General features: G+C 73.8%; 22 protein-coding genes. 4 read left to right on the top strand and 18 right to left on the bottom strand.

Annotation, left to right across the window (positions count from 1 at the left end; genetic code table 11):
* Positions 1-49 precede the first annotated feature (49 nt).
* The 4 genes from ftsY to ACIBH3_RS26505 all read right to left on the bottom strand — a co-directional run bounded on the left by ftsY (position 50) and on the right by ACIBH3_RS26505 (position 6610).
* The gene (gene ftsY, locus ACIBH3_RS26490) at positions 50-1273 is read right to left on the bottom strand and encodes a signal recognition particle-docking protein FtsY (protein WP_396314582.1); all 1224 of its coding nucleotides are present in this window, start codon (positions 1271-1273) and stop codon (positions 50-52) included.
* Positions 1274-1530: 257 nt separating this feature from the next.
* Complete coding sequence (smc, locus tag ACIBH3_RS26495; protein WP_396314583.1) at positions 1531-5313, bottom strand: chromosome segregation protein SMC; 3783 nt, start codon at positions 5311-5313, stop codon at positions 1531-1533.
* Positions 5314-5600: 287 nt separating this feature from the next.
* Complete coding sequence (locus ACIBH3_RS26500; RefSeq protein ID WP_396314584.1) at positions 5601-5804, bottom strand: hypothetical protein; 204 nt, start codon at positions 5802-5804, stop codon at positions 5601-5603.
* Positions 5805-6310: 506 nt separating this feature from the next.
* Positions 6311-6610 (bottom strand): acylphosphatase, encoded by a 300-nt coding sequence (locus ACIBH3_RS26505; protein ID WP_396314585.1) that lies wholly within the window; start codon positions 6608-6610, stop codon positions 6311-6313.
* Between the two features lie 151 nt (positions 6611-6761).
* Between ACIBH3_RS26505 and ACIBH3_RS26510 the strand changes: the two genes are divergently transcribed.
* Positions 6762-7679, top strand: a complete 918-nt coding sequence (locus ACIBH3_RS26510) for a CAP domain-containing protein (protein WP_396314586.1) — start codon at positions 6762-6764, stop codon at positions 7677-7679.
* A gap of 336 nt (positions 7680-8015) precedes the next feature.
* Here ACIBH3_RS26510 and ACIBH3_RS26515 read toward each other — a convergent pair whose 3' ends face one another.
* Positions 8016-8552: a winged helix-turn-helix transcriptional regulator gene (locus ACIBH3_RS26515; RefSeq protein WP_396314587.1), complete on the bottom strand. Its 537-nt coding sequence runs from the start codon at positions 8550-8552 to the stop codon at positions 8016-8018.
* 61 nt (positions 8553-8613) lie between these two features.
* Here ACIBH3_RS26515 and ACIBH3_RS26520 point away from each other — a divergent pair, with 61 nt between their 5' ends.
* Positions 8614-10059, top strand: coding sequence for an MFS transporter (locus tag ACIBH3_RS26520; RefSeq protein WP_396314588.1), 1446 nt, complete (start codon positions 8614-8616; stop codon positions 10057-10059).
* Positions 10060-10175: 116 nt separating this feature from the next.
* Here ACIBH3_RS26520 and ACIBH3_RS26525 read toward each other — a convergent pair whose 3' ends face one another.
* Positions 10176-11522: a hypothetical protein gene (locus ACIBH3_RS26525; RefSeq protein WP_396314589.1), complete on the bottom strand. Its 1347-nt coding sequence runs from the start codon at positions 11520-11522 to the stop codon at positions 10176-10178.
* Positions 11523-11957: 435 nt separating this feature from the next.
* Here ACIBH3_RS26525 and ACIBH3_RS26530 point away from each other — a divergent pair, with 435 nt between their 5' ends.
* Positions 11958-12878 (top strand): hypothetical protein, encoded by a 921-nt coding sequence (locus tag ACIBH3_RS26530; protein WP_396314590.1) that lies wholly within the window; start codon positions 11958-11960, stop codon positions 12876-12878.
* A gap of 78 nt (positions 12879-12956) precedes the next feature.
* Here the strand turns inward: ACIBH3_RS26530 and mutM are convergent, their stop codons facing one another.
* The 10 genes from mutM to ACIBH3_RS26580 all read right to left on the bottom strand — a co-directional run bounded on the left by mutM (position 12957) and on the right by ACIBH3_RS26580 (position 23178).
* Entirely contained in the window at positions 12957-13820 is an 864-nt protein-coding gene (mutM, locus tag ACIBH3_RS26535) for a bifunctional DNA-formamidopyrimidine glycosylase/DNA-(apurinic or apyrimidinic site) lyase (RefSeq protein ID WP_396314591.1), read from the bottom strand.
* Positions 13821-13907: 87 nt separating this feature from the next.
* Positions 13908-14687 carry a ribonuclease III gene (gene rnc / locus ACIBH3_RS26540; protein WP_396314592.1) on the bottom strand — a complete coding sequence of 260 codons (780 nt, stop codon included), beginning with the start codon at positions 14685-14687 and terminating at the stop codon, positions 13908-13910.
* Positions 14688-14707: 20 nt separating this feature from the next.
* Positions 14708-14881 carry a 50S ribosomal protein L32 gene (gene rpmF, locus ACIBH3_RS26545; protein ID WP_035797762.1) on the bottom strand — a complete coding sequence of 58 codons (174 nt, stop codon included), beginning with the start codon at positions 14879-14881 and terminating at the stop codon, positions 14708-14710.
* 2 nt (positions 14882-14883) lie between these two features.
* Positions 14884-15528: a YceD family protein gene (locus ACIBH3_RS26550; protein ID WP_396314593.1), complete on the bottom strand. Its 645-nt coding sequence runs from the start codon at positions 15526-15528 to the stop codon at positions 14884-14886.
* Positions 15529-15828: 300 nt separating this feature from the next.
* Positions 15829-17082, bottom strand: coding sequence for a cell division initiation protein (locus ACIBH3_RS26555; protein WP_396314594.1), 1254 nt, complete (start codon positions 17080-17082; stop codon positions 15829-15831).
* Positions 17083-17266: 184 nt separating this feature from the next.
* Entirely contained in the window at positions 17267-17758 is a 492-nt protein-coding gene (gene coaD / locus ACIBH3_RS26560; RefSeq protein ID WP_396314595.1) for a pantetheine-phosphate adenylyltransferase, read from the bottom strand.
* Positions 17759-17885: 127 nt separating this feature from the next.
* Complete coding sequence (gene rsmD, locus ACIBH3_RS26565) at positions 17886-18467, bottom strand: 16S rRNA (guanine(966)-N(2))-methyltransferase RsmD (RefSeq protein WP_396314596.1); 582 nt, start codon at positions 18465-18467, stop codon at positions 17886-17888.
* Positions 18468-18547: 80 nt separating this feature from the next.
* Positions 18548-19060: a hypothetical protein gene (locus ACIBH3_RS26570; protein ID WP_396314597.1), complete on the bottom strand. Its 513-nt coding sequence runs from the start codon at positions 19058-19060 to the stop codon at positions 18548-18550.
* Between the two features lie 106 nt (positions 19061-19166).
* A complete protein-coding gene (gene recG, locus ACIBH3_RS26575) occupies positions 19167-21392 on the bottom strand; it encodes an ATP-dependent DNA helicase RecG (RefSeq protein ID WP_396314622.1) in 2226 nt (741 codons plus the stop codon).
* 115 nt (positions 21393-21507) lie between these two features.
* Complete coding sequence (locus ACIBH3_RS26580; protein ID WP_396314598.1) at positions 21508-23178, bottom strand: DAK2 domain-containing protein; 1671 nt, start codon at positions 23176-23178, stop codon at positions 21508-21510.
* Positions 23179-23482: 304 nt separating this feature from the next.
* Here ACIBH3_RS26580 and rpmB point away from each other — a divergent pair, with 304 nt between their 5' ends.
* Positions 23483-23668 carry a 50S ribosomal protein L28 gene (rpmB, locus tag ACIBH3_RS26585; protein WP_035846000.1) on the top strand — a complete coding sequence of 62 codons (186 nt, stop codon included), beginning with the start codon at positions 23483-23485 and terminating at the stop codon, positions 23666-23668.
* A 133-nt stretch (positions 23669-23801) separates the two neighbouring features.
* Here the strand turns inward: rpmB and thiD are convergent, their stop codons facing one another.
* Together thiD and ACIBH3_RS26595 are read right to left on the bottom strand one after the other, a co-directional pair.
* A complete protein-coding gene (gene thiD, locus ACIBH3_RS26590; protein WP_396314599.1) occupies positions 23802-24623 on the bottom strand; it encodes a bifunctional hydroxymethylpyrimidine kinase/phosphomethylpyrimidine kinase in 822 nt (273 codons plus the stop codon).
* 23 nt (positions 24624-24646) lie between these two features.
* Positions 24647-25672: an ATP-dependent 6-phosphofructokinase gene (locus ACIBH3_RS26595; protein WP_396314600.1), complete on the bottom strand. Its 1026-nt coding sequence runs from the start codon at positions 25670-25672 to the stop codon at positions 24647-24649.
* Positions 25673-25871 lie beyond the last annotated feature (199 nt).

Raw genomic sequence — 25871 nt, forward strand, 5'->3', positions numbered from 1 at the left:
TACGCGGCTGAGCCGTGATCGTGCCGGCTGCGCGGTCGCGCCGCCCGGGTCAGTCGCCGATCAGCGCGTCGACGAAGGCGGCCGGCTCGAACGGCGCGAGGTCGTCCGCGCCCTCCCCCAGCCCGATCAGCTTCACCGGGACGCCCAGCTCGCGCTGGACCGCGATCACGATGCCGCCCTTGGCGGTGCCGTCCAGCTTGGTCAGCACGATGCCGGTGATCGCCACCACCTCGGCGAAGACCCGCGCCTGCACCAGGCCGTTCTGCCCGGTGGTGGCGTCCAGCACCAGCAGCACCTCGTCCACCGGCCCGTGCTTCTCCACGACCCGCTTGACCTTGCCGAGCTCGTCCATCAGACCGGTCTTGGTGTGCAGCCGGCCGGCGGTGTCCACCAGCACGGTGTCCGCGCCCTCGGCGATGCCCTCCTTGACGGCGTCGAACGCGACCGAGGCCGGGTCGCCGCCCTCGGGGCCGCGTACGGTGTGCGCGCCGACCCGCTCGCCCCAGGTCTGCAGCTGATCGGCGGCCGCCGCCCGGAAGGTGTCGGCCGCGCCGAGCACGACCTTGCGCCCGTCGGCCACCAGGACCCGGCCGAGCTTGCCGGACGTGGTGGTCTTTCCGACCCCGTTCACACCGACCACCAGGACCACGGCCGGCCGGCCGTCCTCGTGCTTGGCGGTCTTGAGCGAGCGGTCGGCGTCGGTGCCGATCAGCTCCACCAGCTCCTCGTGCAGCAGGGCGCGCAGCTCCGCCGGGGTCCGGGTGCCGAGCACCTTGACCCGGGTGCGCAGCCGGTCGACCAGCTCCTGGGTGGGGGCCACGCCGACGTCGGCGGTCAGCAGGGTCTCCTCGATCTCCTCCCAGGTGTCCTCGTCGAGCCGCTCGCGCGAGAGCAGCGTGAGCAGGCCCTTGCCGAGCGAGTTCTGCGAGCGGGACAGGCGCGAGCGCAGCCGGACCAGGCGCCCGGCGGTCGGCTCGGGGACCTCCAGCGCGGGAGCGGCCTGCGCCTCCTCGGCCTCGGGCACCACGACGGCCTCGGGGGCCTCCGGGAGCGGCACCTCCTCGACCGTACGGACTGGCTCCTCGGTCGGCGGCGCGGCCTCGTCACCGAGGTGCGGTTCCGGCTGGGGCTCGGCCGGGGCCTTCGGCGCGGTGATGACGGGCTTCGCCGCCTGGGGCGGCAGCTCCTTGCGCCGCCGGCCGCTGACGACCAGGCCCGCGACCGCGCCGATGGCCACCACGGCGATGACCACGGCAAGGATCACGTATTCCACATCAAACTCCTTCGCTGGGTGCCCGGCGCGGGGCCGGGAGTGCTGGTGATCCTTCGCCCGGCGGGCCGGAGCGCCGCCGCTTCACTGCTGTTCCCGGCCCGTGCCGCACCGGCGCCGGCCGGCGCGAGGTCCTCGGCACGACCGGGCGAGAAGCCCCCTCTGCTACGAGGGTGAGGAGTCACAACCCGTCCAGTATCCGCGACCGGGCCCCGATCCAGGCCATCCGCCCCGGCCGTCCGCCGGTCGGCCGCGGTCCGTCACCCCTCGGCCGACTCCCCGGCACGCGCCTCGGCCGAGTCCTCGGCCGACCCCTCGACGGGCGCCGGCCGCTTGCCGGCCGGCACCGGCGCCTCCCCGGCGCCCGGCGCCCGCTCCGGGCGCCGCGGCGGCGCGACGGACCTGCGCCCGCGGTGCTCCTCGCGCAGCCGCTGGCTGATCACCTGGGAGATGCCGTCGCCCTTCATGGTCACTCCGTACAGCGCGTCGGCGGACTCCATGGTCAGCTTCTGGTGCGTGATCACGATCAGCTGGGAGCTCGCCCGCAGCTCCTCCATGATGGCGATCAGCCGCCGCAGGTTGGTCTCGTCGAGTGCCGCCTCGACCTCGTCCATCACGTAGAAGGGGCTCGGCCGGGCCTTGAAGATCGACACCAGCAGCGCCACCGCGGTGAGGGAGCGTTCGCCGCCCGAGAGCAGCGAGAGCCGCTTGACCTTCTTGCCGGGCGGGCGGGCCTCCACCTCCACGCCGGTGGTGAGCATGTTGTCGGGGTCGGTCAGCACCAGCCGGCCCTCCCCACCGGGGAAGAGGCGGGAGAAGACGCCCTCGAACTGGGCCGCCGTGTCGTGGTACGCCGCGGTGAACATCTGCTCGACGCGGATGTCCACGTCCTTGACGATGTCCATCAGGTCGCGCCGGCTGCGCCTGAGGTCCTCCAGCTGCTCGCCCAGGAAGCGGTGGCGCTCCTCCAGCGCCGCGAACTCCTCCAGCGCCAGCGGATTGACCTTGCCGAGCTGCTGGTACGCCTTCTCGGCCGCGCGCAGCCGCTTCTCCTGCTCGGCCCGGACGTACGGCCGGCCCTCGGGACGGTCCGCCGCCGCTACCCCAACACCCTCCGCCGACGCGGCCTTGCCGGCGTCCCCGCCGTCCTCCGGCAGCGGCGCGGGCACCGGCTGGTCCGGCCCGAAGCCGGCGATCAGCTCGTCGCCGTCGATGCCGAACTCCTCCAGCGCCCTGGCCTCCAGCTGCTCGATCCGCAGCCGCTTCTCCGCCCGCAGCACCTCGTCCCGATGGCCGGCATCGACCAGCTTGTCCAGCTCGGTCTTCAGCTCGCGCCCCAGCTCACGACCCGCCCGCAGCTCGCTCTCCCGCTCTGCCCGGGCCTGCTCGGCCGCCGCCCGCCCGGCGTCCGCCCGCCCGAGCGAGACCTCCAGACAGGCGAGCAGCTGCCGGGCACCGGCGGCCACGGCCGTCGCCACGCCGGCCTCCAGCGCGGCGCGCTCACGGCGCTCCGCGGCCCGGGCGCGGGCCTGCCGTTCGGCGGCGGCGGCCCGATCGAGCTGGTCCGCCCGGCCGGCCAGCGCGCGCACCCGCTCCTCGTGGGTGCGGACCGACAACCGGGCCTCCAGCTCGGCCTGCCTCGCCAGCGTCCCGGCCTCGGCCAGTGCCGCCTGCTCCCCGGTGTCCGGCTCCTCATCGCCCTGATCGGCCAACTCCTCGGCCACCGCCAGGCGTTCGGCCAGCTCCTCGGCGGCCGCCACAGCCTGCGCGAGACCGTCCCGCGCCTTCCCCGCCGCTGCCGCCAGCCGCTCGGCCTCCCCCGCCGCGGCCCTGGCCTGCCCGCCGAGGCGCCCGAGTGCGCCCGCCACCTGCGCACGCTCCTTCTCCGCCTGCCGCCGGCGCGCCGCCAGTGCGTCCAACTCGGCCGCCAGCTTGCGGCGCTGTTCACCGACGTCGGCGAGCCGCTCGGTGAGCTGCTCGCACCGGCCGGTCACCTCCAGAATCGTCTGCGCGCACTCGTCGACGGCCGCCTGGGTCTCCAGCAGGCTCGGCGCACCCGCGGAGCCACCGTGCGCGAGGTCCGCGCCCAGCCGGTCGCCCTCGGCGGTGACCGCCGTCAGCCCGGGCCGCTCGGCCACCAACTGCTGGGCCTCCTCCAGGCCCGCCACGACCACGGCACCCGCCAGCAGCCGGCGTACGGCAGGCAGCAACTCGGCCGGTCCGTCGATCAGTTCGTACGCCCAGCGGGCTCCTGCGGGCAACGCCCCGACGTCGCCGGCCGCCCCGAGGCCCCCGGGCTCCGCCGCCGCCCCCGGCGCCGGGCACCCGGCGATCAGCAGCGCCGCCCGGCCCGCGTCCTCCTTGCGGAGCAGCCGCAGCGCCTGCGCGGCCGTGTCCGGCCCGTCCACCGCGATCGCGTCCGCCGCCACCCCGAGCGCCGCCGCGACCGCCACCTCGTACCCCGGCCGCACGCCGAACAACTCGGCCACCGGGCCGAGCAGGCCCACCGGCCGGTCGTCCGCCGCGAGCAGTGCCCCCGTCCCGTCCTTGCGGCGCAGCCCCAGCGACAGCGCCTCGCGCCGGGCCGTCAGCCCGGCCCGCTCGCGCTCCGCGACACCCACCGCCTCGCGTACGACGGCGAGTTCACGCTCGGCCTCGGCCAGCCGGGCCCGCAGCCGCTCGTGTGCGGCGTCCTGCTCCTCGTCCCCCGCCGCCAGCTCGTCGACCTGCTCCTGAAGCTGCTGGAACTCCTGCTGCGCGGCCTCGGCCCTGACCAGCGCCTCGTCCCCCGCCTCCACCAGCCGGCCGATCTCCGCCTCGGCGCTCGCCGCCTTCGAACGGGCCGCCGCCGCCTGGCCCTGCAGCCGGGCCAGCCCCTCCCGGCGGTCCGCGATCGCCCGGGCGACCGCCTTCAGCCGGCGCTCCTCCTCCGCGAGCCCGCGCTCCAGCGCGGCCCGCGTCTCGACGGCCTCGGCCAGCGCGTACCGGGCCTCCTCCAGCGCCTCGGCCAGCGCGGCCTCCTCCTCCCGGACGTGCTCCGCCTCCCGCTCCAGCTCCTGCGGGTCGCGCCCGCGCCGCTCCTCGGCCTGCCCGCTGCTCGTCGCGTGCCGGGCCCTGGCCTCGGCCAGTCCGATGGTGCCCCTGGTCCGCTCGGCCAGCGCCGACAGCCGGTACCAGGTCTGCCGGGCCGCCTCCAGGTACGGCCCGAGCTGCGCGACCTGTGCCTCCAGCACCGCCTCCCGCTGCTGAGCGCCGGCCAGCTCCTGCTCGACGACCGACCGGCGCTGTCTGAGCGCCAGCTCGTCCGCGATCTCCGCCTGGACGGCCCGGCGCAGCGTGAGCAGGTCGTCGGCGAGCAGCCGGAGCCGGGCGTCGCGCAGGTCGGCCTGGATGCCGGCCGCCCGGCGGGCGATCTTCGCCTGGCGGCCGAGTGGGCCGAGCTGGCGGCGCAGTTCGGCGACCAGGTCCTGCGCCCGGTTGAGGTTGACCTGCATCGCGTCCAGCTTGCGCAGCGCCCGTTCCTTGCGCTTGCGGTGCTTGAGGACGCCGGCCGCCTCCTCGATGAACGCGCGCCGCCCCATCGGGTCGGCGTGCAGCACGGAGTCCAACTGGCCCTGGCCGACGATGACGTGCATCTCCCGGCCGATACCGGAGTCGTAGAGCAGTTCCTGAATGTCGAGCAGTCGGCAGGTCTCGCCGTTGAGCGCGTACTCGCTGCCGCCGTTGCGGAACATCGTCCGGGTGATGGTGACTTCGGAGTAGTCGATGGGCAGCGCGCCGTCGCAGTTGTCGATGGTGAGGCTGACCTCGGCCCGGCCCAGCGGCGCGCGGCCGCTCGTCCCGGCGAAGATGACGTCCTCCATCTTGCCGCCTCGCAGCGACTTGGCGCCCTGCTCTCCCATCACCCAGGAGAGCGCGTCGACGACGTTGGACTTGCCGGAACCGTTCGGCCCGACCACGCAGGTGATGCCGGGTTCGAAGCGCAGCGTGGTCGCCGACGCGAAGGACTTGAACCCGCGCAGGGTCAGACTCTTCAGGTGCACGCGCCGGCTCTCCTCGTCGCTCGCCCGGGCCCCCAGCGGCGACTGTATCCGCCCGGACCTGCGGACGGTTTCAGGCCCGCGGATCAGGGCAACCTAAGCTGCAAGGATCGTGACATCCCCGGGGCCCCGGGGCAGGGCGGAGCGAGCGTCAGGTGTCACGACACGACAGGGCGGGCGTCTTGGCAGCGGGTGTCACGGCGGATCGGGTCCGGGTACGACGAAGGGACGCCGGTCAGGGCGTCCCTCGCAAGCTGCGTCCCTTGCGGGAGCTCAAACAGCAGCGTCGATCAGGTGAGTGCCGGCTCCCGCTGACCCAGATCGATGCTGTTGAGCAGCGAGTGCTCGTCAGCGACAGCGATGAGAGCGTCGTTCTCAGCCTGCATCCGAAGGAGCTCGGACTCCAGGTCCTGGACGCGCTGCTGAAGCCGTCGCATCTCGGAGAGCATTCGCGGGTCGGGGCCGCCGACGTACCCGAGAAGCGCCTTTGCCATGATGAATGGTCCTCCACGCTGAGTGACCGAACCGGAACGGTATGGGTCTAGGGGGAAGGGGTGCGCACGCGCGGCGCGCCACCGGCAGTGCTGGCTGGGCACTACAGAACATCCACCGTGAGCTGGGCCCACGGGGGCATGCGCCTACCGGGAAAACGCGTTCGTGTGCGCGGGCTTCAAGCGTCTCACCAAAGACTGTACGGGTCAACACGATCACCGCACGCTACCGCGCCCCTGTCACCTGCTTGGCGGTTCGGTCACGCCGGGCGGTGTCGGGCGGGCTCACCCTGTCGCTGTTGGATCACTGCTCGATGCGGAGTCAACCACGAGTCTGCCCGGATGGCAACCGCATGACACCGGCAGTTGCCTCCAGTTTCGCCGACCGGGCCCCTCGGGCCGTCCCACCGGGGCGATATGTGTGCGATCGGCGTACTCGTGACCACGCCCAGCGGTCATCCGGCCGACACCGGCGGGGGTCGACGGAGGGCGCCCGGCCCGCCCGGCGGTCAGCGGATGGCGAACCCCTCGTAGCCGTCGCCGGTCGCCGTCCAGATCTCGGTGACCCCGGTCACCGACCCCGGCGTGTCGGGGCCGCGCAGCAGGGCGAGCAGTCGCTCGCAGTCGGCGGGCAGCCCCTCGGCCACCACCTGGACCCGTCCGTCACCCAGGTTGCTCGCGTAGCCGGTCAGGCCGATCTCCAGCGCCCGGGCCCTGGTCCACCAGCGGAACCCGACCTCCTGCACCTTGCCCCGCACCCAGGCGGTGACCCGAATCGGCTCGTTGCTGTGACCCTGGCGACCATGCATGCCCGCGACCCTATCCGGAGCGCCGAAGGCGCGCCCCGATGAGCGCGTTCACTCCACCCTCACCTCTCCTTCGCCGCATTCCCCTCCCACCCCAACCGCGATGCCATACAGTCCAAGGCGATCGCTCACAGTTTCGGAGGGAGTCGGCGCGATGGCTCGACACGCACGCGGCGCGCAGCCGACCGAGGAGCCCGCCACCGGACGGTCGGAGCGCCGGCACGCACGGGCGGCGGCCACCAAGCGGCGGCGGCGCCGTACGGGCGGGCTGCTGGCGGTCTGCGCCACGGCGCTCGCGGCCGGCGCGGGGGCGGTGGTGACCGGGGTCCTGCCCGTGTCCGACCGCTCCACGGTCGCCGGCGACGTACCTCTGGGCGGGCCCTCGCCCGCCGATCCGGACCGGAGCGGGGCGAGCGCCTCGGACCAGGCCACCTCTGGCGGCGACCCGATGGCGGCCACCACCGAGCCCGGGCCATCGCCGAGCGCGACCGTCACCCTCGACCCGGGCGACGCCACCCGGGCCGGATCGTCGCCCGCCGCCGACCGCGGTGAGGCGCGCCCCACCCTCACCAGCCCGTCGGCCACCGCGAGTGCGCCGACCGCCACCGCCAGCCCGACGCCCAGCCGGACGGCCACCGCCAAGCCAAGCGCGGCCCCGAGCCCCAAGCCCCCGCCGCCCACCACCGCGAGCCCGGCCGCCTCCCCCGCGGCCGCCGTGCTGAACCTGGTCAACGCCGAGCGCAAGAAGGTGGGCTGCGGCCCTCTCACCGCCGACGCCCGCCTGGGCGCCCTCGCCCAGGCCTTCAGCGACGACATGGCCGCGCGGAGCTTCTTCGACCACACCGACCCGGACGGCCACACCCCCTGGGACCGCGCGAAGGCCGCCGGCATCAGCTATCTCAGCGCCGAGAACATAGCCCGCGGCCAGAGCACCCCCGAGGCCGTGATGGCCTCGTGGATGAACAGCCCCGGCCACCGCGCCAACATCCTCAACTGCGACTACACCAAGCTCGGCACCAGCGTCCACAACGGCGCCGGCGGCCCGTGGTGGACCCAGGACTTCGGCTTCTGACCCACCGGCGCCCACCCCGCCACCCGGCTCAGAACCCCGCCGTCGCCAGCTCCGGCCCGAACGGCGCCGGCAGCACGACCGGCACCCCGGAACGGGTGCGCCCCCCTGCACCCGGGTGCAGCCGTCGGGCCCGGGCTCCGGGAAGGGCGTGCAGCTCCGCTCCAGCCGGTCCACCAGCGGGAAGAGCGGCGCTCCGCACTCCGCGTACCGCGGCCTCAGGATCCGGTCGTTGTCCGGATTCGACGGTGACGTCACCTCCACGACCAGCTGGGTGGGGTCCGGTAGCAGCGCGACCTCCACCTTGGCGAGCGGGATGGAAACGACCGCGAGGCTCGATCAACTACCGTGGGCCCCCTGCGCCATCGGGCCTTCGCGCTCCCAGCCGGGGCTGTGGATCTCCAGCGCCAGGTCGCCGCTGTGCCCCTCCTGGCCGCAGGTACGGCAGGTCCAGGCCGGCTCGAAGGGGTGCGGGTCGTGGCCGGCCGGGCTGTGGCGGACGGTGACCGGGGGCTCGGGGAGCAGCCAGCGATCGCCCCAGGTGAGCAGGGACTGGATGACCGGCGCGAGGTCGCGGCCGGCCTCCGTGAGGTGGTACTCGAACCGCGGGGGCCGCTCGCTGTAGGCGCGGCGCTCGATGACGCCGGCCTCCTCCAGGGCGCGCAGCCGGGCGGTGAGGCGATCGCGCGGTGCGCCGGTGTTGCGGGCGATCCGGTCGAAGCGGTGATTGCCGTAGAAGATCTCGCGCACCGCGAGCAGGGCCCACTTCTCGCCGAGGATCTGCAGCGCGGCGGCAATGGAGCACGGGCGGCCGGGGATCGCCGGGATCGCGGCCGCGGGGGCCGTGGGGATGCTTTCGGGCGTGCGGGAGGTCACACCGGCCAGGATGTCACAGTGGGTTGCGTTTTCAAACTCAGGACCGCTACCTTCCCATGTCATGCAGATAGTTGGAAATCCAAACCCACTGGCATCCGCGACTCCCCCGGCGCCCGCGGCCCACCGCGCCGTCCTGCTCGTGGTGGCCGCCGCGGTATTCGTCTCCAACCTGGACCTGTTCATCGCCAACGTCGCGCTGCCCGCGATGAACGGCTACTTCGGCGGCAGCACCCTCGCCTCGCTCTCCTGGGTGCTGAACGGCTACGCGATCATCTTCGCCGCGCTCCTCGTCCCCGCCGGCCGACTGGCCGACCGGGTCGGACACCGCACCGCCTTCCTCGCCGGCCTCGCCACCTTCACCCTCGCCTCCGCGCTCTGCGCCCTCGCGCCCGGCGTCGGCTGGCTGGTCGCCGCCCGGCTGATCCAGGCCGCGGGCGCGGCACTGCTGATGCCCACCTCGCTCGCCCTGCTGCTGGACGCCACCGAACCGGCCCGCCGCCCCGCCGCAGTCCGGGCCTGGGCGTCCCTCGGCGGGATCGCCGCCGGACTCGGCCCGGTACTCGGCGGGCTGCTGGTGGAACTCGACTGGCGCTGGGTCTTCCTGGTCAACCTTCCGGTCGGGGCTGCCGCGCTGCTGGCCGGCCCCCGGGTGCTGCCCGCGGTCCGCGGCCGCGACGCCGGCCCGCTGCCCGACCTGCTCGGCGCCGTCCTGCTGACCGCCGCCATCGCCGCCCTCGCCGTAGGGCTGGTCAAGGCCGAGGCCTGGGGCTGGGACTCGGCCCGGGTGATCGGCAGCCTGCTCGCCGCAGCCCTGCTGACCTGCGGATTCCTGCTCCGCTCGGCCCGTCACCCGGCGCCCGTCGTGGAACTCCCGCTACTGCGGGTGCCCACCTTCGCCGCCGCCAACGCCGCCGCGCTGCTCTTCACCGCCGCCTTCGCCGGGATGCTGCTGACCTCCGTGCTCTGGTGCCAGCAGGTCTGGGGGTACTCCGCGCTGCGTACGGGGTTCGCCATCGCCCCGGGGCCGCTGCTCGTCCCGCCGGTCGCCCTGGCGACCGGCGGGCTGCTGCGCCGGCTCGGCCACGGACGGCTCGCCGCCCTCGGCACCCTGCTGTTCGCCGGCGGGATCGCCTGGTGGGCCACCGCGATCGGCACCACGCCCGGGTACGCGGCCGGACTGCTGCCCGGCATGCTGCTCACCGGCCTCGGCGTCGGCCTCACGCTGCCGACCCTGATCGGCGCTTCGGCGGCGGCCCTGCCGCCCACCCGGTTCGCCACCGGCTCGGCGGTCACCTCGATGGCCCGCCAGATCGGCGCGGTGGTCGGTGTGGCCGTGGTGGTGAGTGTGCTCGGCAGCCCCCGCAGCGCCGAGGCCTCGCTGGACGCCTTCCGCCGGGGCTGGGCCACCGTCGTGGCGGCGGCACTGCTGGCCACCTGCGCCGCCGCGGTGCTGGCCGTCGCCCAGCGGCGGGCGGCGGAGCGGACGACGGAGCGGGCGACGGACTGAGCCCTGGCGCAGCGCCCGCGCCGCAGTCCCGGACGTACCGAGGCCCCTCCCGGAGAATGACCGGGAGGGGCCGCGCAGCAGCCGGGCCGTGCAGCGGCCTTCAGCAGCCGGGCCGGTCAGAAGCCGCCGAAGTCGCCGCCACCGCCGAAGTCACCACCGCCACCGCCGTCGAACCCGCCGAAGTCACCGGCGTTGTAGTCCCCACCCGAGTAGTCGCCGCCGCTGTAGTCGCCACCGAGGTCACCGGGCGAGTCGGCGTAGGCGTTGCCCGCCCCCATCATCGAACCGAGCATGGTGCCCACCAGCAGCCCCGGCAGCAGCCCGCCGCCGTACCCGCCGAAGTAGCCGCCCGCCCACGGCCCGTACGCCGGGCCCGCGTTCCAGTACGGCTGCGGGCCGTACTGGGTGGGCACGGTGCGGATGTCCGGCTCACGGCCCGACGCCAGCCGGGCCGCGTCCAGCGCGCAGACCGGGACGGTACGCGTGGCTCCACCCGCCGGCGCCCAGTCGCCGTCCTGCACGGACGGGCCGTGCCGGGGGTCGAAGAAGCACGGCGGGCGACGCTCCGGCAGTGGCCGCTTCTCGCGCCGGGCCGCCAGGGTCGCCAGCGAGAACCGGCCGTCCTCCAGCGCCTGTGTGACGGGCCTGACGTCCTCCGGCCCCTTTGCCGCGTCCATCGTCCGCTTGGCCTGCTCGTACGAGTCCAGGGCCTGCGCGTAGTCGGTCCGCTGGTCGTCGTCCGCGTCGCCGGCACCGGGGTTGAAGTCCAGGCGGTCGAGCTCCTCGCCGAAGGCCGTGATGTCCTCGTCGACGACCCGGCGCAGCTGCTCCAGGTCGGCCCTGCGCTGCGCCTCCTTGCGCTTCCTGGCCCGGCGGAAGAGCAGGAACACACCCGTCCCGGCGAGCGCCAGCAGCGCGATCGGTACGACGATCGCCGCGACGCCCACGCCGCCGGCGTCCGAGCTCACGCCATGGCCCTTGACCTGCGGCGCGGCCTGGTCGACGAAGTCGTTCAGGGTGCCGTTGACGTCGTTCGGGTGCGAGCGCAGGGCCGCTCCGGCGATCCGCTCGCCGGTGCCCGCCGGCAGCGCCGCCTTGTCCGAGCGGGCCTGGAACTGGTCACCGCGCCAGACCGCGTACGTACCGACCACGCCGACCTTGGTCCGCAGGTCCTGGAAGACGGTGTTCGCCGCGTACTCGGGGGTCGCGGGCACGACCGCCACGAAGATCGGCTTGTCGGCGGCCTTGATCTTCGCGCTCAGGGCGGCGGCCTGATCCGGGCCGAACTGCCCCTCCATCGCCGGGTCGACGTACACCTGGCCCTGCTTCAGGGCGGTCGCGGCGGCGTCCAGCCCGCTCGCCGCCGAGGCCGCCGGGGCCATCAGCAGGAGCAGCAGCCCGAGCAGCGCCGCCACGAGGGCGAGCGGCCCGGCGGCAGGGGAACGACGAGCAAGGGATCTCATGGCATCGACGCTACATCTCCCGGCCGCACCCCACGGCATCGGTGCGCCCGGAGCGACCCCCGCCGTTCGCGGGGGTGCCCGGCCCTCCCACAGAATGACCTTGCCCTGGCGGCCCGTGATCGCACCCGGTAACGGGAACCCCAGCCACGCGCCGCACGTCTGTCGCGCTGGGCGGACGGACACGGCCGACCGGCAGGGCGGCTGATCACCGGCCTCCGGCGACGGCCGCGAGCACCGCGCGGCGCCGAGCAGTGCCCGGATGCCTGCGCGGGTTCCTGTCCGGGTGCCTGCCCGGGTGCCTGCCCGGCGGCGACCGCCGGCGGTCGCCGCCTCGCGAGCAGGCATAGTGGTGCCTGCTGCTCGCCGTCCCTCCCCGCCCGTGCGCGACCCTTCCCTCCCGCGTTCGTTCCAGCGCCCTCCCGATCGGAGCATTTGGTGATCATCGGCCTCGTCACCGCTGTCGCAGCCTCGGCCTGCTACGGCACCGGCTCGGTTCTCCAGGCGGTCGGCTCCCGCCGATCGGCCCGGGAGGAGGCTGCTGCCCGCGGCCGCGAGGCCGGGATCACCGAGCACGGCGGACCGAGCCTTTCCTCCACCGCCAAGGCCGCTGTGACCTGGGAGTTCATCCTCGGGACGGTGCTCGACTTCATCGGCTTCGGGCTGGGCGCACTGGCCGCGCGGCTGCTCCCGCTGTTCCTCTCCCAGACGATCATCAGCGCCAACCTGGTGATCACCGCGGTGCTGAGCATCAAGCTGCTCAGCATCCGGCTCAAGCGCCCGGAGTGGGCGTCGATCGCCGTGCTCTGCGCGGCGCTGGTCCTGCTCGCGGTCGCCGCAGGACCGGAGGGCGGCCACTACGCGTCGCGGTCCTTCCACTGGTGGCTGCTGGGCATCACGCTGGTCGTGATCGTCGGCGGCAGCCTGCTGGTCCGGCGGATGGGCGCGAACGGCGCCATCGTGGCCGGTCTGCTCTCCGGCCTCGGGTTCGGCGCCCTCGGCGTCGGCGTCCGCATCCTCGACGGTGTGGACCCCTTCGACCTCGGCCAGCTGCTCTCCGACCCGGCGCTGTACGCGATCCTGGTCGGCGGCATCGGCGGTATGTACGTGCACACGGTCGCGCTGCAGATCGGCTCGGTGAACGGCGCCACCGCCGCGCTGGTGGTCGGCGAGACGGTCCTCCCCGGTGTGGTCGGCGTCCTGTGGCTCGGTGACTCCTCCAAGCCCGGCCTCGCCTGGCTCGGCGTCGTCGGCTTCGTCCTGGCCGTGGTCTCCGCCGTCGGCGTCGCGTACTTCGGGCAGGCCGAACAGGACATCGTCCAGGAGGAGCCGCGCCGCGACGAGGTCGGCAAGCGCTAGCGCGGCCGGTCCCGGGCCCGCGCCGCGGGGCGGGGCGGGCCGCCGCAGGGCGGGGCGCCGGCCGGGTGTGGCAGCGCGCTACCGCTCGCGCGGTACCCGCTGGCAGCGGGGGCAGAAGTAGCTGGAGCGGTTCATCCAGGCGGCGCGGCGGACCGGGGTGCCGCAGCGGCGGCAGGGTTCGCCCTCGCGGCCGTAGGCGTCCAGGTCGCGGGAGAAGTAGCCGCTCTCGCCGTTCACGTTGACGTACAGGCTGTCGAAGCTGGTGCCGCCGACCGCGAGGGCCGCGGTCATCACCTCGCGTGCGCTCGCCAGCAGGAGCGCGGCCTGCGGGCGGGTGAGGTTCGCGGTGGGGCGGTCGTAGTGCAGCCGGGAGCGCCAGAGCGCCTCATCGGCGTAGATGTTGCCGACACCGCTGATCAGGGTCTGGTCGAGCAGCGCCCGCTTGACGGTGGTGCGCTTGGCCCGCAGGGCGGTGAGGAAGGCGGCGTCGTCGAAGCGCGGGTCGAGCGGGTCGCGGGCGATGTGCGCGATGGAGACCGGGGTGGCCTCGGGATCGCCGTCCTCGGCCTCCTCCACGGCGAGGCCGCCGAAGGTGCGCTGGTCGACGAAGCGGAGTTCGCGTCCGCCGTCGCTGAAGCGCAGGCGGACCCGCAGGTGGATCTCGTCCGGCACGACCGGGTCCTGGACGAGGAGTTGGCCGCTCATACCGAGGTGGCCGATCAGCGAGAACCCCGAGTCGGCCAGCGGCACCCAGAGGTACTTGCCGCGCCGCTGGGCCTCGCCGAAGGTCGCACCGGTGAGCCTGGCGGTGAAGTCGGCGGCGCCGGCGGCCTGACGGCGGACGGCGCGGGGGTGGAGCACCTGAACGTCGGAGACCGTCCGGCCGGCGACCCAGTTCGCGAGCCCGCGCCGGACGACCTCTACCTCGGGGAGTTCGGGCACTTCGACAAGCCTCCGGCACACAGGGGTTGGGAGCAGGAAGGCTACTCCGTCCGCCGGGCGCACGGGCCCGGACCGGACGAAGCGGGATCAGGCGGAGCCGCCGCCGCGCGGGCTGTCGGCGTACTTCTCCTTGATCGCGCGCCAGGCGCTCTCCGCGGCCTTCTGCTCGGCTTCCTTCTTCGAGCGGCCGACGCCGCTGCCGAAGTCCTCGCCGGCCACCCGGGCCGCGGCGGTGAAGGTCTTCTCGTGGTCCGGTCCGGACTCCTCGACCACGTACTCGGGAACTCCGATGCCCGCCGAGGCGGTGAGCTCCTGAAGGCTGGTCTTCCAGTCCAGGCCGGCGCCGAGCTGAGAGGATTCCTCGATCAGCGGGTCGAACAGCCGGTGGACGAAGTCGGTTGCCGCGTCCAGGCCCTGGTCCAGGTAGACGGCGCCGATCACGGCTTCGACGGTGTCGGCGAGGATCGACGACTTGTCGCGTCCGCCGGTCCCCTCCTCGCCCTTGCCGAGCCGGATGAAGGTGCCGAGCTCAAGGCCACGGCCCACGTCGGCGAGCGCGCGGGAGTTGACCACCGCGGCGCGCAGCTTGGCGAGCGTGCCCTCGGGGACGTCCGGGTGGACGCGGTAGAGGGTGTCGGTCACCACCAGGCCCAGCACCGAGTCGCCGAGGAACTCCAGGCGCTCGTTGGTGGGCAGCCCGCCGTTCTCGTACGCGAACGAGCGGTGGGTCAGGGCACGTACCAGAAGGGCGCGCTCGAGTGTGTACCCGAGGCGCCCTTCCAGGACGTCGTATTCGGTCGAAGCCGGCCCGCCGGCCCTGCTTCCGTTGGTGGAAGCCGACTTGCGGGAGGAGTTTCCGTCCGACATCGATCCGTACACCCCGCCGATCAGACCGAGAGGACCTGGCGACGGTTGTACGTGCCGCAGCTCGGGCACGCGGTGTGGCCGAGCTTCGGCTCGTGGCAGCGGTCGCACGCCACGAGGGCCGGAACGACGGCCTTCCAGTTGGAACGGCGGTGGCGCGTGTTGCTGCGCGACATCTTCCGCTTCGGAACAGCCACGGCTACTTCTCCTGGTTCTCGGCGGCACCCTCACGGGTGTCGCTGTTCTTGATTCCGTCACCCTCGTCGCCGGGGGCGGCGGAGAGTCCCTGCAGAGCCGCCCACCGGGGGTCGGCGGCCTCGTGGTGGTGCGTCGGGTCGTCGCTCAGGCGCGCTCCGCATTCGGAGCACAGGCCCAGGCAGTCTTCCTGGCACACCGGCTGCAACGGCAGTGCGAGCACCACCGCGTCACGCAGCACCGGCTGCAGGTCGAAGTAATCGCCCTCCAGCCGGTAAGTCTCTTCGTCCGAGTCCTCGTCGAGCTCCTCGGCACCGGCCGTCCGGGCGCGGTGACGCTCGTCGGACTCCGGGTAGTAGAACAGCTCCTGGAAGTCCACGTCGATTTCGTCCTCGACGGGCTCCAGGCAGCGTACGCACTCGCCCTCGACGCGGGCCTCGGCGGTGCCCGTCACGAGCACGCCCTCGACCACCGACTCCAGGCGGAGTTCGAGCTTGATCTCGCTCTTCTCCGGTACGCCGATCACATCGATGATGCCCAGGCCCTCGGGGGCCTCCAGGGTGCGGACGACCTTGCGCAGCGATCCGGGGCGACGGCCGAGCTCGTGCGTGTCGAACACGAGGGGGTCGCGGTGGTCGAGGCGGTTCAAGGTGTCCTGACTTCCTGAGGCGGCACGCGTGCCTGCGTGGCGCGGGTGATTCGTACGATGTGCGGCGCTACGTATCGTGGCGATGCGCGGGCAGCCGGACAGCACCGGCGCGGAAAGGCCGGAGTGGTCAGACTACCGGAGAGTCCGGCCAGGCCCAACTTCGATGGCCCGCACCCGGCTCCCGGACCGCCGCGGGCAAGCCCCGGAGCAACCCCGGACCAGCTCCGGAACGACCCCGGAACGGCCCGGCGCAGCCGCGCGGCAGCCCGCGGGCCGCCTCGGGGCGGCCCACTGACGCCCCTACCGCCCGCCGAGCTCCCGCAGCCGGGTCATGTCGATCATGCTGGTGTCGAAGAAGCTGGTCTCGTCCAGACCCGGCTGCTGCTCGCCGTGCTGCTGCATGCCCGGCTGCATCCCCTGCGCGGGCACCTGCGGCGGCCCGGCGGGCGGCTGCGGGTAGCCGCCCGCCTCCGGCAGCGGCTGGCCCCAGGCGTCGTACTGCTGCCCGCCCTGCCCGCCGCCGTCGAAGCCGTGCTGCTGGTAGCCGTAGCCGTCCTGCTGATGCCCCTGCGCCGGGCCGGGGTACACCGGCTGCGGCTGCGGCTGGTAGCCGTACTGGTTGCCGTACGGGTCGGCCTGGCCCTGGCCCGCCTGGTCGTAGCCCGCGCCGTACACGTCGGCGTACTGCCCGCCGTCCGGGCCGGCCGGGTACTGGGCGGCGGCCGCGTACCGGTCCTCCCCGGGGGCCTGCCAGCCAGCGGCAGCCGGGGTCTGCTCGGACCAGTTCTGCTGTTGCGGGATGTCGGCGCGGTACCAGGGCTGCTCCTCGCCGTCCGCGTCGGGGGCGAAGCCGGCCGCGACGGCCTCGGCGCGGTCCTTGAGCTGCTGCGCCTCATCGGCGGCGGCCAGGTAGGCGCCCAGGTCGTCGATCGGCGCCTTGCCGAGGAGCTTGTCGCGGCCCTTGCCGACGGCCTCCAGGGTCTTGCTGAGCACCGTCTCCAGGGTGGCGAGCTTCACATCGACGTACTCGTCGACCTCGGGGCTCGGGCTGACCTGCGGCTGGAACTCCTCGCCGTCGCTCTCGCCGTTGTACTCGGTCTCGAACACGCTGGAGTCGCCGCGCAGCTTGGTACGGCCGCGGCCCACGGCGCCCAGGGTCTTGGTGAGCACAACCTCGAAGTTGGCGAGCTTGCTGTCCACGTAGTCGTCGGCCTCGGCGCGCTTGGCCGTCACCTCGGCGCGGGCCTCGGCGAGGATGCGGTCCGCCTCGGCCTGGGCCCGGCGGACCACTTCGGTGTCCGAGATCAGCGAACCGCGCTCGGCGTGCGCGCCGTGGATGATCCGCTCGGCCTCGGCCTGGGCGTCGGCGACGACCTGCTCGTGGTCGGCCATCACCGACTGCGCCTGGGCCAGCTCGGCGGGCAGCGAGGCCCGCAGCTCCTGGAGCAGTCCGACCAGTTCGGCGCGGTTCACCACACAGGAGGCCGACATGGGCATCGAGCGGGCGTTCTCGACGGCCGCGACGATCTCGTCGACCTTGTTCTGCACGTCCACGGGGGGTCCACTTTCCGTGTGCCGCCGACTTCCGGCGGAGGCAGGCCCGGCGCGGTGCACCTCACCGCAGGGCAGGGATACAGACTGTACGGCCACTGCGGGGGGAGCTCACAACGCCCGGGCCCGCCCGGCCACCCGGGAGGGGGACAGGTGGTGACGAACCGGCAGAAACGGACACAAGGCCCTACTCGGCGGCCCGCCGCTCGGCGATCCGCTCCACCAGCCGCCGGTGCACCACCTCGGGCAGCAGGTGGGAGACGTCGCCGCCGTAGCCCGCGACCTCCTTGACCAGGCTGGAGGAGAGGAAGCTGTACGTCGGCGAGGTCGGCACGAACAGCGTCTCGACACCGCTCAGGCCGTGGTTCATCTGGGCCATCTGGAGCTCGTAGTCGAAGTCGCTGACCGCCCGCAGCCCCTTGATGATCGCGGGGATGCCGCGCTCACGGCAGAAGTCCACCAGCAGACCGCTGTGCGACTCGACCTCGATGTTCCCGTACCGGGCGGTGGTCTCCTCGATCAGCGCGATGCGCTCCTCGACCGAGAACATGCTCTGCTTGCTCCGGTTGACCGCCACCGCGACATGGACCACGTCGTACAGCTTCGAGGCCCGCTCGATGATGTCGAGATGGCCGTTGGTGATGGGGTCGAACGACCCGGGACAGACGGCGCGGCGCATGACGTGTGCTCCCTTGTGGGGTCCGGTACGGCGGGTGGTCGGGTACGGCGGGGTGGTCCGTTACGACGGGGTGCTCCGGTGCTGCGTGGGTCCGGTGGCCGCGGCCGACGGGCCCGCGGTCACAAGGTCACAACCGGGGGGCCTCGGCGGCGGCGCGACCGTACCAGAGGGTCCCCTCGCCGTACCGGCGCGAGCGCAGCACGTCGAAGCCCTCGGGCCAGCCGAACTCACCGCCCCTGGTGCTGCGCTCCACGGTGACGAGTGCGTCCGCCGCGAGCCAGCCCCCGGCGCTCATTGTGATCAGCATCTCGCGGACCTCGTCGTCCGTGACGACGTACGGAGGGTCGAGGAAGACCAGGTCGTACGGGGCCTCGGGGGCCCGTCCGGCGATCACCCGCTCCGCCCGGTCGGCCCGCACCTCGGCGCCGGGCAGGTCGACGATCCTGACGTTCTCCCGGATCACCCGGACGGCCTGGCCGTCCGCCTCGACCAGCAGGACGTGCTCAGCACCGCGCGAGAGCGCCTCCAGGCCCACCGCGCCGGAGCCGCCGAACAGGTCGAGCATCCGGGCGCCGTGGAGTGTGCCGCGCAGCGACTCCAGGGTGGAGAACATCGCCTCGCGGGCCTTGTCGGAGGTCGGGCGGGTGCCCCGGCCGGGCGGTACGGCCAGGCGGCGGCCGCCGGCCACCCCGGCGATCACGCGGGTCATCTGCTGCGGAGTCCTTTCGTGGCGGAGCCCCGCCGGCCGGCGGGGCTCCCCCATTCAAGCGCGCTTCACCCCCCGATGCGTCACTCGGCGGGCGCCACCGCCCCCAGCAGCGCCGGAGAGGCGTAGCGGGACCAGGACAGGCAGCCGTCGGGCGGGCAGAACTCCGGACGGCGCGGGTCGTGGCCGAGTTCGCGCAGCTTGGTGCGGACGGAGTCGGGCGTACGGCCGAAGCGGGCGGCGATCCGGGCGATGGTCTCGCTCTCGTGGAAGCGCCGGACCAGCTCCTCCTCGTGCTGCGGCACCCAGGGCGCGCCGTGGCCGGGGTAGAGCTCGCGCAGCACGTCACGGTCGGGGATGGGCTCGGAGACGTCGGCGACGATCGCCAGGGCGCGCAGCGCGCGGTTGAGCGCGATGCGCAGCGAGGCGACGTCCTCCACCGGCAGGCGCAGCTTGCCCGAGGCCAGCGGCGCGGAGGCGGCACCCTCGCGCCAGCCGGTCAGGGTGAGGGTGACCTCGCGGTCGTCCTCGCTGGCGAGTTCGATCCTGAAGACCTTGTCGCCGAGCGGGAGCTCGTTGAGATGACGGAATGCCATGGCAGGACCCCCAAGTGTCGTGCCAGGAACGCACATTGATGATGCGTCCTGAACAACTACATTCTCTCGCGGGGCACTGACAATCGAGCGGCTCCGGCCGCCGGGTTCAGCCCTTCTCCAGGTACTCCGCACGGTCCTCGTCGAGCAGGCCGGCGAGGGCGGTGCGCAGGTCGGGGTGGTCGGCCAGGGAGGGGTCGGCGGCGACCAGCGCGGCGGCCTCGGCCCGGGCGGCGACGATGACCTCCTCGTCCTCCAGCACGGAGAGCACCTTCAGCGAGGACTTCACCCCGGACTGGGCCTGGCCCAGCACATCGCCCTCGCGGCGCTGTTCGAGGTCGATCCGGGAGAGCTCGAAGCCGTCCAGGGTGGCGGCGACGGCGTCGAGGCGGGCCCGGGCGGGGCTGAGCGCCGGCATGTCGCTCACCAGCAGGCACAGACCCGGTGCGCTGCCCCGGCCGACCCGCCCGCGCAGCTGGTGGAGCTGGGAGACGCCGAAACGGTCTGCGTCCATGATCACCATCGCGGTGGAGTTGGGGACGTTGACGCCCACCTCGATGACGGTGGTGGCGACCAGCACGTCCACCTGGCCGGCGGCGAAGCGGCGCATCACGTCGTCCTTGGCGTCGGGCTGGAGCCGCCCGTGCAGGATGTCGATCCGCAGCCCGGCCAGCGGGCCCTTGGCGAGCGTGTCGGCGGTCTCCAGGACGGCGAGCGGCGGCCGGCGGTCGTCGCTCGCGGCGCCCAGGTCCTCCGGGTCGTCGGGCTGCGCCCGGCGCTTCCTGGCGGCGGCCTTGGGGTCGGCGGTGTCCTCGTCCCCGATCCGGGGGCAGACCACGTACGCCTGGTGGCCCTTGCCGACCTCCTCGCGGACCCGCTCCCAGGCCCGGGCCAGGAAGTTGGGCTTCTCCACGGCGGGCACCACATGGGTGGAGATCGGCGAGCGGCCGGCCGGCAGCTGGTCGAGGACGGAGGTCTCCAAGTCCCCGAAGACCGTCATGGCGACGGTGCGCGGGATCGGGGTGGCCGTCATCACCAGCAGGTGCGGTGGCTGCTCGCCCTTGGCGCGCAGGGCGTCGCGCTGCTCGACGCCGAAGCGGTGCTGCTCGTCGACGACGACCAGGCCGAGATCCTGGAACTGGACCTTGTCCTCGATCAGGGCGTGCGTGCCGATGGCGATGCCGGCGTCCCCGCAGGCCATGTCGAGCAGGGCCTGGCGGCGGGCCGGGACGCCCATCGAGCCGGTGAGCAGCACGACCTTCGTCCCGAGGTCGGAGCCGCCGAGCATGCCGCCCTCGGCCAGGTCCCCCATCATCTCGACGATGGAGCGGTGGTGCTGCTGGGCGAGCACCTCGGTGGGCGCCAGCAGGACGGCCTGCCCGCCCGCGTCGACGACGCTCAGCATCGCGCGCAGCGCGACCAGGGTCTTCCCGGAGCCGACCTCGCCCTGGAGCAGCCGGTGCATCGGGTGGGCGGTCGCGAGGTCGGCGAAGATCTCGGCGCAGACGCATCGCTGGCCGTCGGTGAGGGTGAACGGCAGCCGGGCGTCGAAGGCGTCCAGCAGGCCGCCGGCGCGGGCCGGGCGGGGCACGGCGGGCAGGGCGGAGTCGGCGGCGCGGCGCTGGGCCAGCGCGACCTGGAGGACGAAGGCCTCGTCCCAGCGCAGCCGGCTCTGGGCCCGCTCGCGGTCGGCGTGGGTGCGCGGGCGGTGGATCAGCTCCAGCGCCTCGGGCAGCGGGATCAGCCGGTGCTTGTCGCGCAGCTCGGCGGGCAGCGGCTCGCCGACGCCCTCCCAGCCGGTGGCGGTGAGGCTGTCGAGGGCCATCTCGACGCACTGGGCGAGCTTCCAGGTCGGCACCTGGGCGCTGGCGGGGTAGACCGGGATCATCCGGCCGGCGAACTTCTCGACCGCTCCGCTGCCCTCGGACTCGTCCAGCAGCTGGTAGTCGGGGGCGGCGAGCTGGCGGGTGCGGTTGAACAGGCCGACCTTGCCGGCGAACAGGCCCTGGGCGCCGGGGCGCAGTTCCTTCTGCCGCCAGCCCTGGTTGAAGAACACCAGGCTGAGCCGGCCGCGCCCGTCGGTGACCACGACTTCGAGGCGGTCGCCCCGGCGGGCCTTGAACGGGATGAGGGTGACCTTCTCGATCCGGGCGAGCACGGTGACGTGCTCGTCGACCTCCAGGTCGTCCAGGCTGGTGAGCTGCCCGCGCTCGGCGTAGCGGCGCGGGTAGTGGTGCAGCAGGTCGCCGACCGTGCGCAGCTTGAGGCTGTCGGCGAGCACCTTGGCGGTGCGGTCGCCGACCAGCTTGGTCAGGGGTTCGTCGAGTGCGGCCATCACGCCCCCAATTGGACACCAGCCGACCGACAACCGGTGCGCTCCCACCCCGCTGCCGTCCGGCGGCCCGCCCGCGACCGCGCCCGGGAGCGCCGTCCCGGAGCCCGTCCGTCCGCTACTCCACCCCGATGAGCAGCGGGGCGGACTCCTGGCCGCCCTCGAAGACGACCGCGTCCACCTCCGGCCGCTGCCGGCGGGCGTGCGCGACGAGCTGCTCGGCGAGGCCCTCGGGCGCCCCCTCGCCGAGGATCAGGGTGACGAGTTCGCCGCCTGCCGCGAGCATCCTGGCGAGCACCGCCTCGCCGGTGGCACCGAGGTCGCGGCCGATCAGGGCGACGTCGCCGTCGATCAGGCCGAGTACGTCGCCGGCCTGGCAGACGCCGGCCATCGTCCAGGACTCCCCCTCGGCGACGGCGAGTTCGGCGTACCGGGTGGCGCCGGCGGCCGAGGTCATCGCGACCACGTCCTCGTCGAAGCGGCGGGAGGCCTCGTGCACGGCGAGCGCGGCCAGGCCCTGCACGGGCGAGCGGGTGGGCAGAACGGCGATCCGTACGCCCTCCTCGCGCAGCTGGTCGGCGGCGGCCCCGGCGGCGGCGCGCAGCTCGGGATCGTTGAGCAGGACGACGACCTCGCGCGAGCCGGCCCGGCGGACGGCGGCGGCGAGTTCGGCACTGGCCGGTGGCCGGTCCGGGTCGGCGTGCAGCACGGCAGCGCCGGCCTGCTCGCAGAGCTCGGCGAGTCCGGCGCCGGAGACCACGCTGAGCACCGTCCGGCCGCGCGGTTCGGACGGGCCGGCGGCCCGGGCGGAGCCGGCCCGGGCGGCGGCCTCGGCGAAGTGGGTGATCCGGATCTGGTACGGCCGGCCCGCCTCGACGCCCGCCTCGACGGCGGCGCCCGCGTCGTCGACGTGCACGTGGACGTTCCACAGGCCGTCGCCGCCGCCGACCACCAGCGAGTCGCCGAGGCCGGCGAGCCGCTCCCGCAGGGCGGGCAGGGCGTGGTCGGGGGCGTCCAGCAGGTAGATGACCTCGAAGGCGGGGTGGCCGGGGCCGGGCGGGCGGACGTGGTCCTCGCAGCTCTGGGCGAAGCGGTCGCGCTCGGCGTCCGACATGGTTTCGCGCAGGGCGACCGGGCCCATCGGGTGGTGGCCGGCGACGGCGTCGGCGAGCGCGCCGAGGACGGCGACCAGGCCGCGCCCGCCGGCGTCCACCACCCCGGCCTCGGCGAGTACGGCGAGCTGGTCGGGGGTGCGCAGCAGGGCCCGGCGGGCGGCGCGGTAGGCGGTGTCGGCGACCTGGGCGAGGCCGCCGTCGGCCGCGGCGGCCTCCTCGGCGGCGGTGGCGGCGACGGTGAGCAGGGTGCCCTCGACGGGGTCCGCGACGGCCTGGTAGGCGGCCTCGGCGGCCCGCAGCAGGGCGGCACGAAGGTCGTCGGCGCCGCCGCCGCGGGTGGCCAGGGTCTCGGCCGTGCCGCGCAGCCACTGCGCGAGGATCACACCGGAGTTGCCGCAGGCGCCGATCAGCGCGCCCTTGGCCATCGCCCTGGCCGCCTCCCCGAGGTCCGGTCCCTCGGCGCCGGCAGCCGGGGCGGGCTCGGAGCGGTCGGCGAACCGGCTCTCCACGGCGGCGGCGGCCGATTCCACGGTCAGGTAGAGATTGGTGCCGGTGTCACCGTCGGGGACGGGGTAGACGTTGAGTGCGTCGATCTCCTCGCGGGCCTGACCGAGCGCGCGCAGTGCCAGCTGGCACCAGGTGCGCACGGCCGGGGCGTCGAGCGTGTGCAGCACCAGGTCTCCTCCGGGTGGAACGCCGCGACGGCTTCAGGGTGAACTGCGGGCGGCAAGGGGCGATGCTGGCAGGTTATCGGGGGCGACCCGGGAGCGGCCCTCCTGCCTGCGCGGATGCTCGTCCGGTCGGGGTCGGGGCGCCGGACGTGGTAGTTTCGTTGAACGGAAGCAAGCGTTGTATGCTCTTCCGGTTGCCTGGAACAATCTGGGCTCACCCCTTGATCCGGTCCGGTCCACGTGAGTGGCCCGTTGGTTCAGTCGGGGTTTTCGAACGTAAATGATCTGAAGTCTTGGAGTGACTCCTGTGGCTGCCAACTGCGACGTCTGCGGCAAGGGGCCGGGCTTCGGCAACAACATCTCCCACTCGCACCGCCGTACCCGTCGTCGTTGGAACCCCAACATCCAGACGGTGCGCGCTGTGATCGGGCGGACGCCGAAGCGGCTCAACGTCTGCACCTCGTGCATCAAGGCCGGTAAGGTCTCGCGCTGACGCGCAGACCGGTACGCCGGTCCTCCAGTCAGCCGGTTCATCCTCGGATGGACCGGCTTTCTGTCGTCCTGCGAGACATCTCGAACACCGTCGGCCCGGGGCTCCACCCCCGGGCCGACGGTGTTCGCGGCTTTCAGCGCCAGCGCCAGGCGTGATCCACCGGGCCGATGCCCGCGCCGAGCGCGAAGCCGCCCGCGATCGCGCCGGTGACGTACTCCTTCGCCGCCGCGACGGCATCCGGCATCGCCAGGCCCTTGGCGAGCTCGGCGGCGATCGAGCTGGCCAGGGTGCAACCGGTGCCGTGGGTGTGCCGGTTGTCGTAGCGGGGCGCGCGGTACCAGTACTGCTCACCGGCGCCGCCGTACAGCAGGTCGGCGGCCTCGCCCTCCAGGTGGCCGCCCTTGACCAGCACCCAGCGCGGGCCGAGGTCGAGCAGCGCCTGCGCGGCGGCGGGCATGTCGCCCTCGCCCGTGACGGTGAGACCGGTGAGCTGTGTCACCTCGTGCAGGTTGGGCGTGGCCAGCGTGGCGACGGGCAGCAGCCGCTCCCGTACGGTGGCGACGGCCTCGGCGGCGAGCAGCGCGTCACCGTGCTTGGAGACGCCGACCGGGTCGACCACCACCGGGGCGTCGATGCCGGCGAGCAGCTCGGAGACGGTCTCGACCAGCTCGATCGAGGCGAGCATGCCGGTCTTGACGGCCTGCACGCCGATGTCGTCCACCACGCTGCGGAACTGGGCGCGGACGGCCTCGGCGGGCAGCTCCCAGTAGCCCTGCACACCGAGCGAGTTCTGCGCGGTGACGGCCGTGATGACGCTCATACCGTGCACGCCGAGCGCGAGCATCGCCTTGAGGTCGGCCTGGATGCCGGCGCCGCCGCCGGAGTCCGAGCCGGCGACGGTGAGCACCCGGGGAGGGGCGGCGGCGGGAGCGGGAGAGGGTGGCAGGAGGGGCATGGGCCCAACCTACCGGGCCCGGGTCAGAGCACGGCTTCGGATTCCGTCCAGCGGTCCGCCGGCACCGTCTTGAGCTTGGTGATCGCCTCGGCGACCGGGACCAGCTCGACGGCCGAGCCGCGCAGCGCGGTGAAGTAGCCGAAGGCGCCCTTGTGGACGGCCTCCACGGCGTGCCAGCCGAAACGGGTGGCGAGCACCCGGTCGCGGGCGGTGGGGGTGCCGCCGCGCTGGGTGTGGCCGAGGATGACGGGCCTGGCCTCCTTGCCGAGCAGGTCCTCCAGCTCGTGGGCGAGCCGGGTGCCGATGCCGCCGAAGGTCTGGTGGCCGTACTGGTCGACGCCGCCGTGGTCGAAGCGCAGCGTGCCGGGCAGCGGCGCCGCGCCCTCGGCGACGGCGATGATGGCGAAGGTCTTGCCGCGTTCGAAGCGGTCCTCGACCATCCTGGCGACGGCCTCGATGTCGAAGGGCTTCTCGGGGATCAGGATGCCGTGGGCGCCTGCGGCCATGCCCGCGGTCAGGGTGATCCAGCCGGTGTGCCGGCCCATCAGCTCGACGACCATCACCCGCTGGTGCGACTCGGCGGTGGTCTTCAGCCGGTCGATGGCCTCGGTGGCGACGTGCACGGCGGTGTCGAAGCCGAAGGTGACGTCGGTGGCGGCGATGTCGTTGTCGATGGTCTTGGGCACGCCGACCACCGGCAGCCCGGCGTCGCTGAACAGCTTGGCCGCGGTGATCGTGCCCTCGCCGCCGATCGCGATCAGGGCGTCGATGCCGACGTTGCGGGCCAGCGTCCTGGCGTTGTCGACGGCCCAGTTGATCCGCTCGCGCTGCACCCGGGCGGAGCCCAGGATGGTGCCGCCGAGGGTGAGCAGGCCGGTGACGTCGTCGTGCGAGACGGGCCTGGACCGGCCCTCGATCAGGCCGAGGAAGCCGTCCTCGATCCCGATGATCTCGTCGCCGTGCACGTCGGTGCCCCGGTGCACCACCGACCGGATCACCGCGTTGAGTCCGGGGCAGTCGCCGCCGCTGGTCAGGACGCCGATTCGCATGGTGGCTGAGCTCTCCCGCTCCGTGGGCGTGGGCCCCCGGGTAGATGGACGCCGGTCGTCCACCCGGCCGCGGTGGGGCCGGCCGGCAGGCGGTGGACAATCCGGGCAAGACCTGACATTGATCGCAAGCCTACGCGCTTCACCCGCTGCCGAGCCCATTCCCCGCCCGCGCCAAGGTCACTCGGCGCAGAACGCGCGG

Source organism: Kitasatospora sp. NPDC050543 (assembly GCF_044457565.1).
Lineage (GTDB): Bacteria > Actinomycetota > Actinomycetes > Streptomycetales > Streptomycetaceae > Kitasatospora.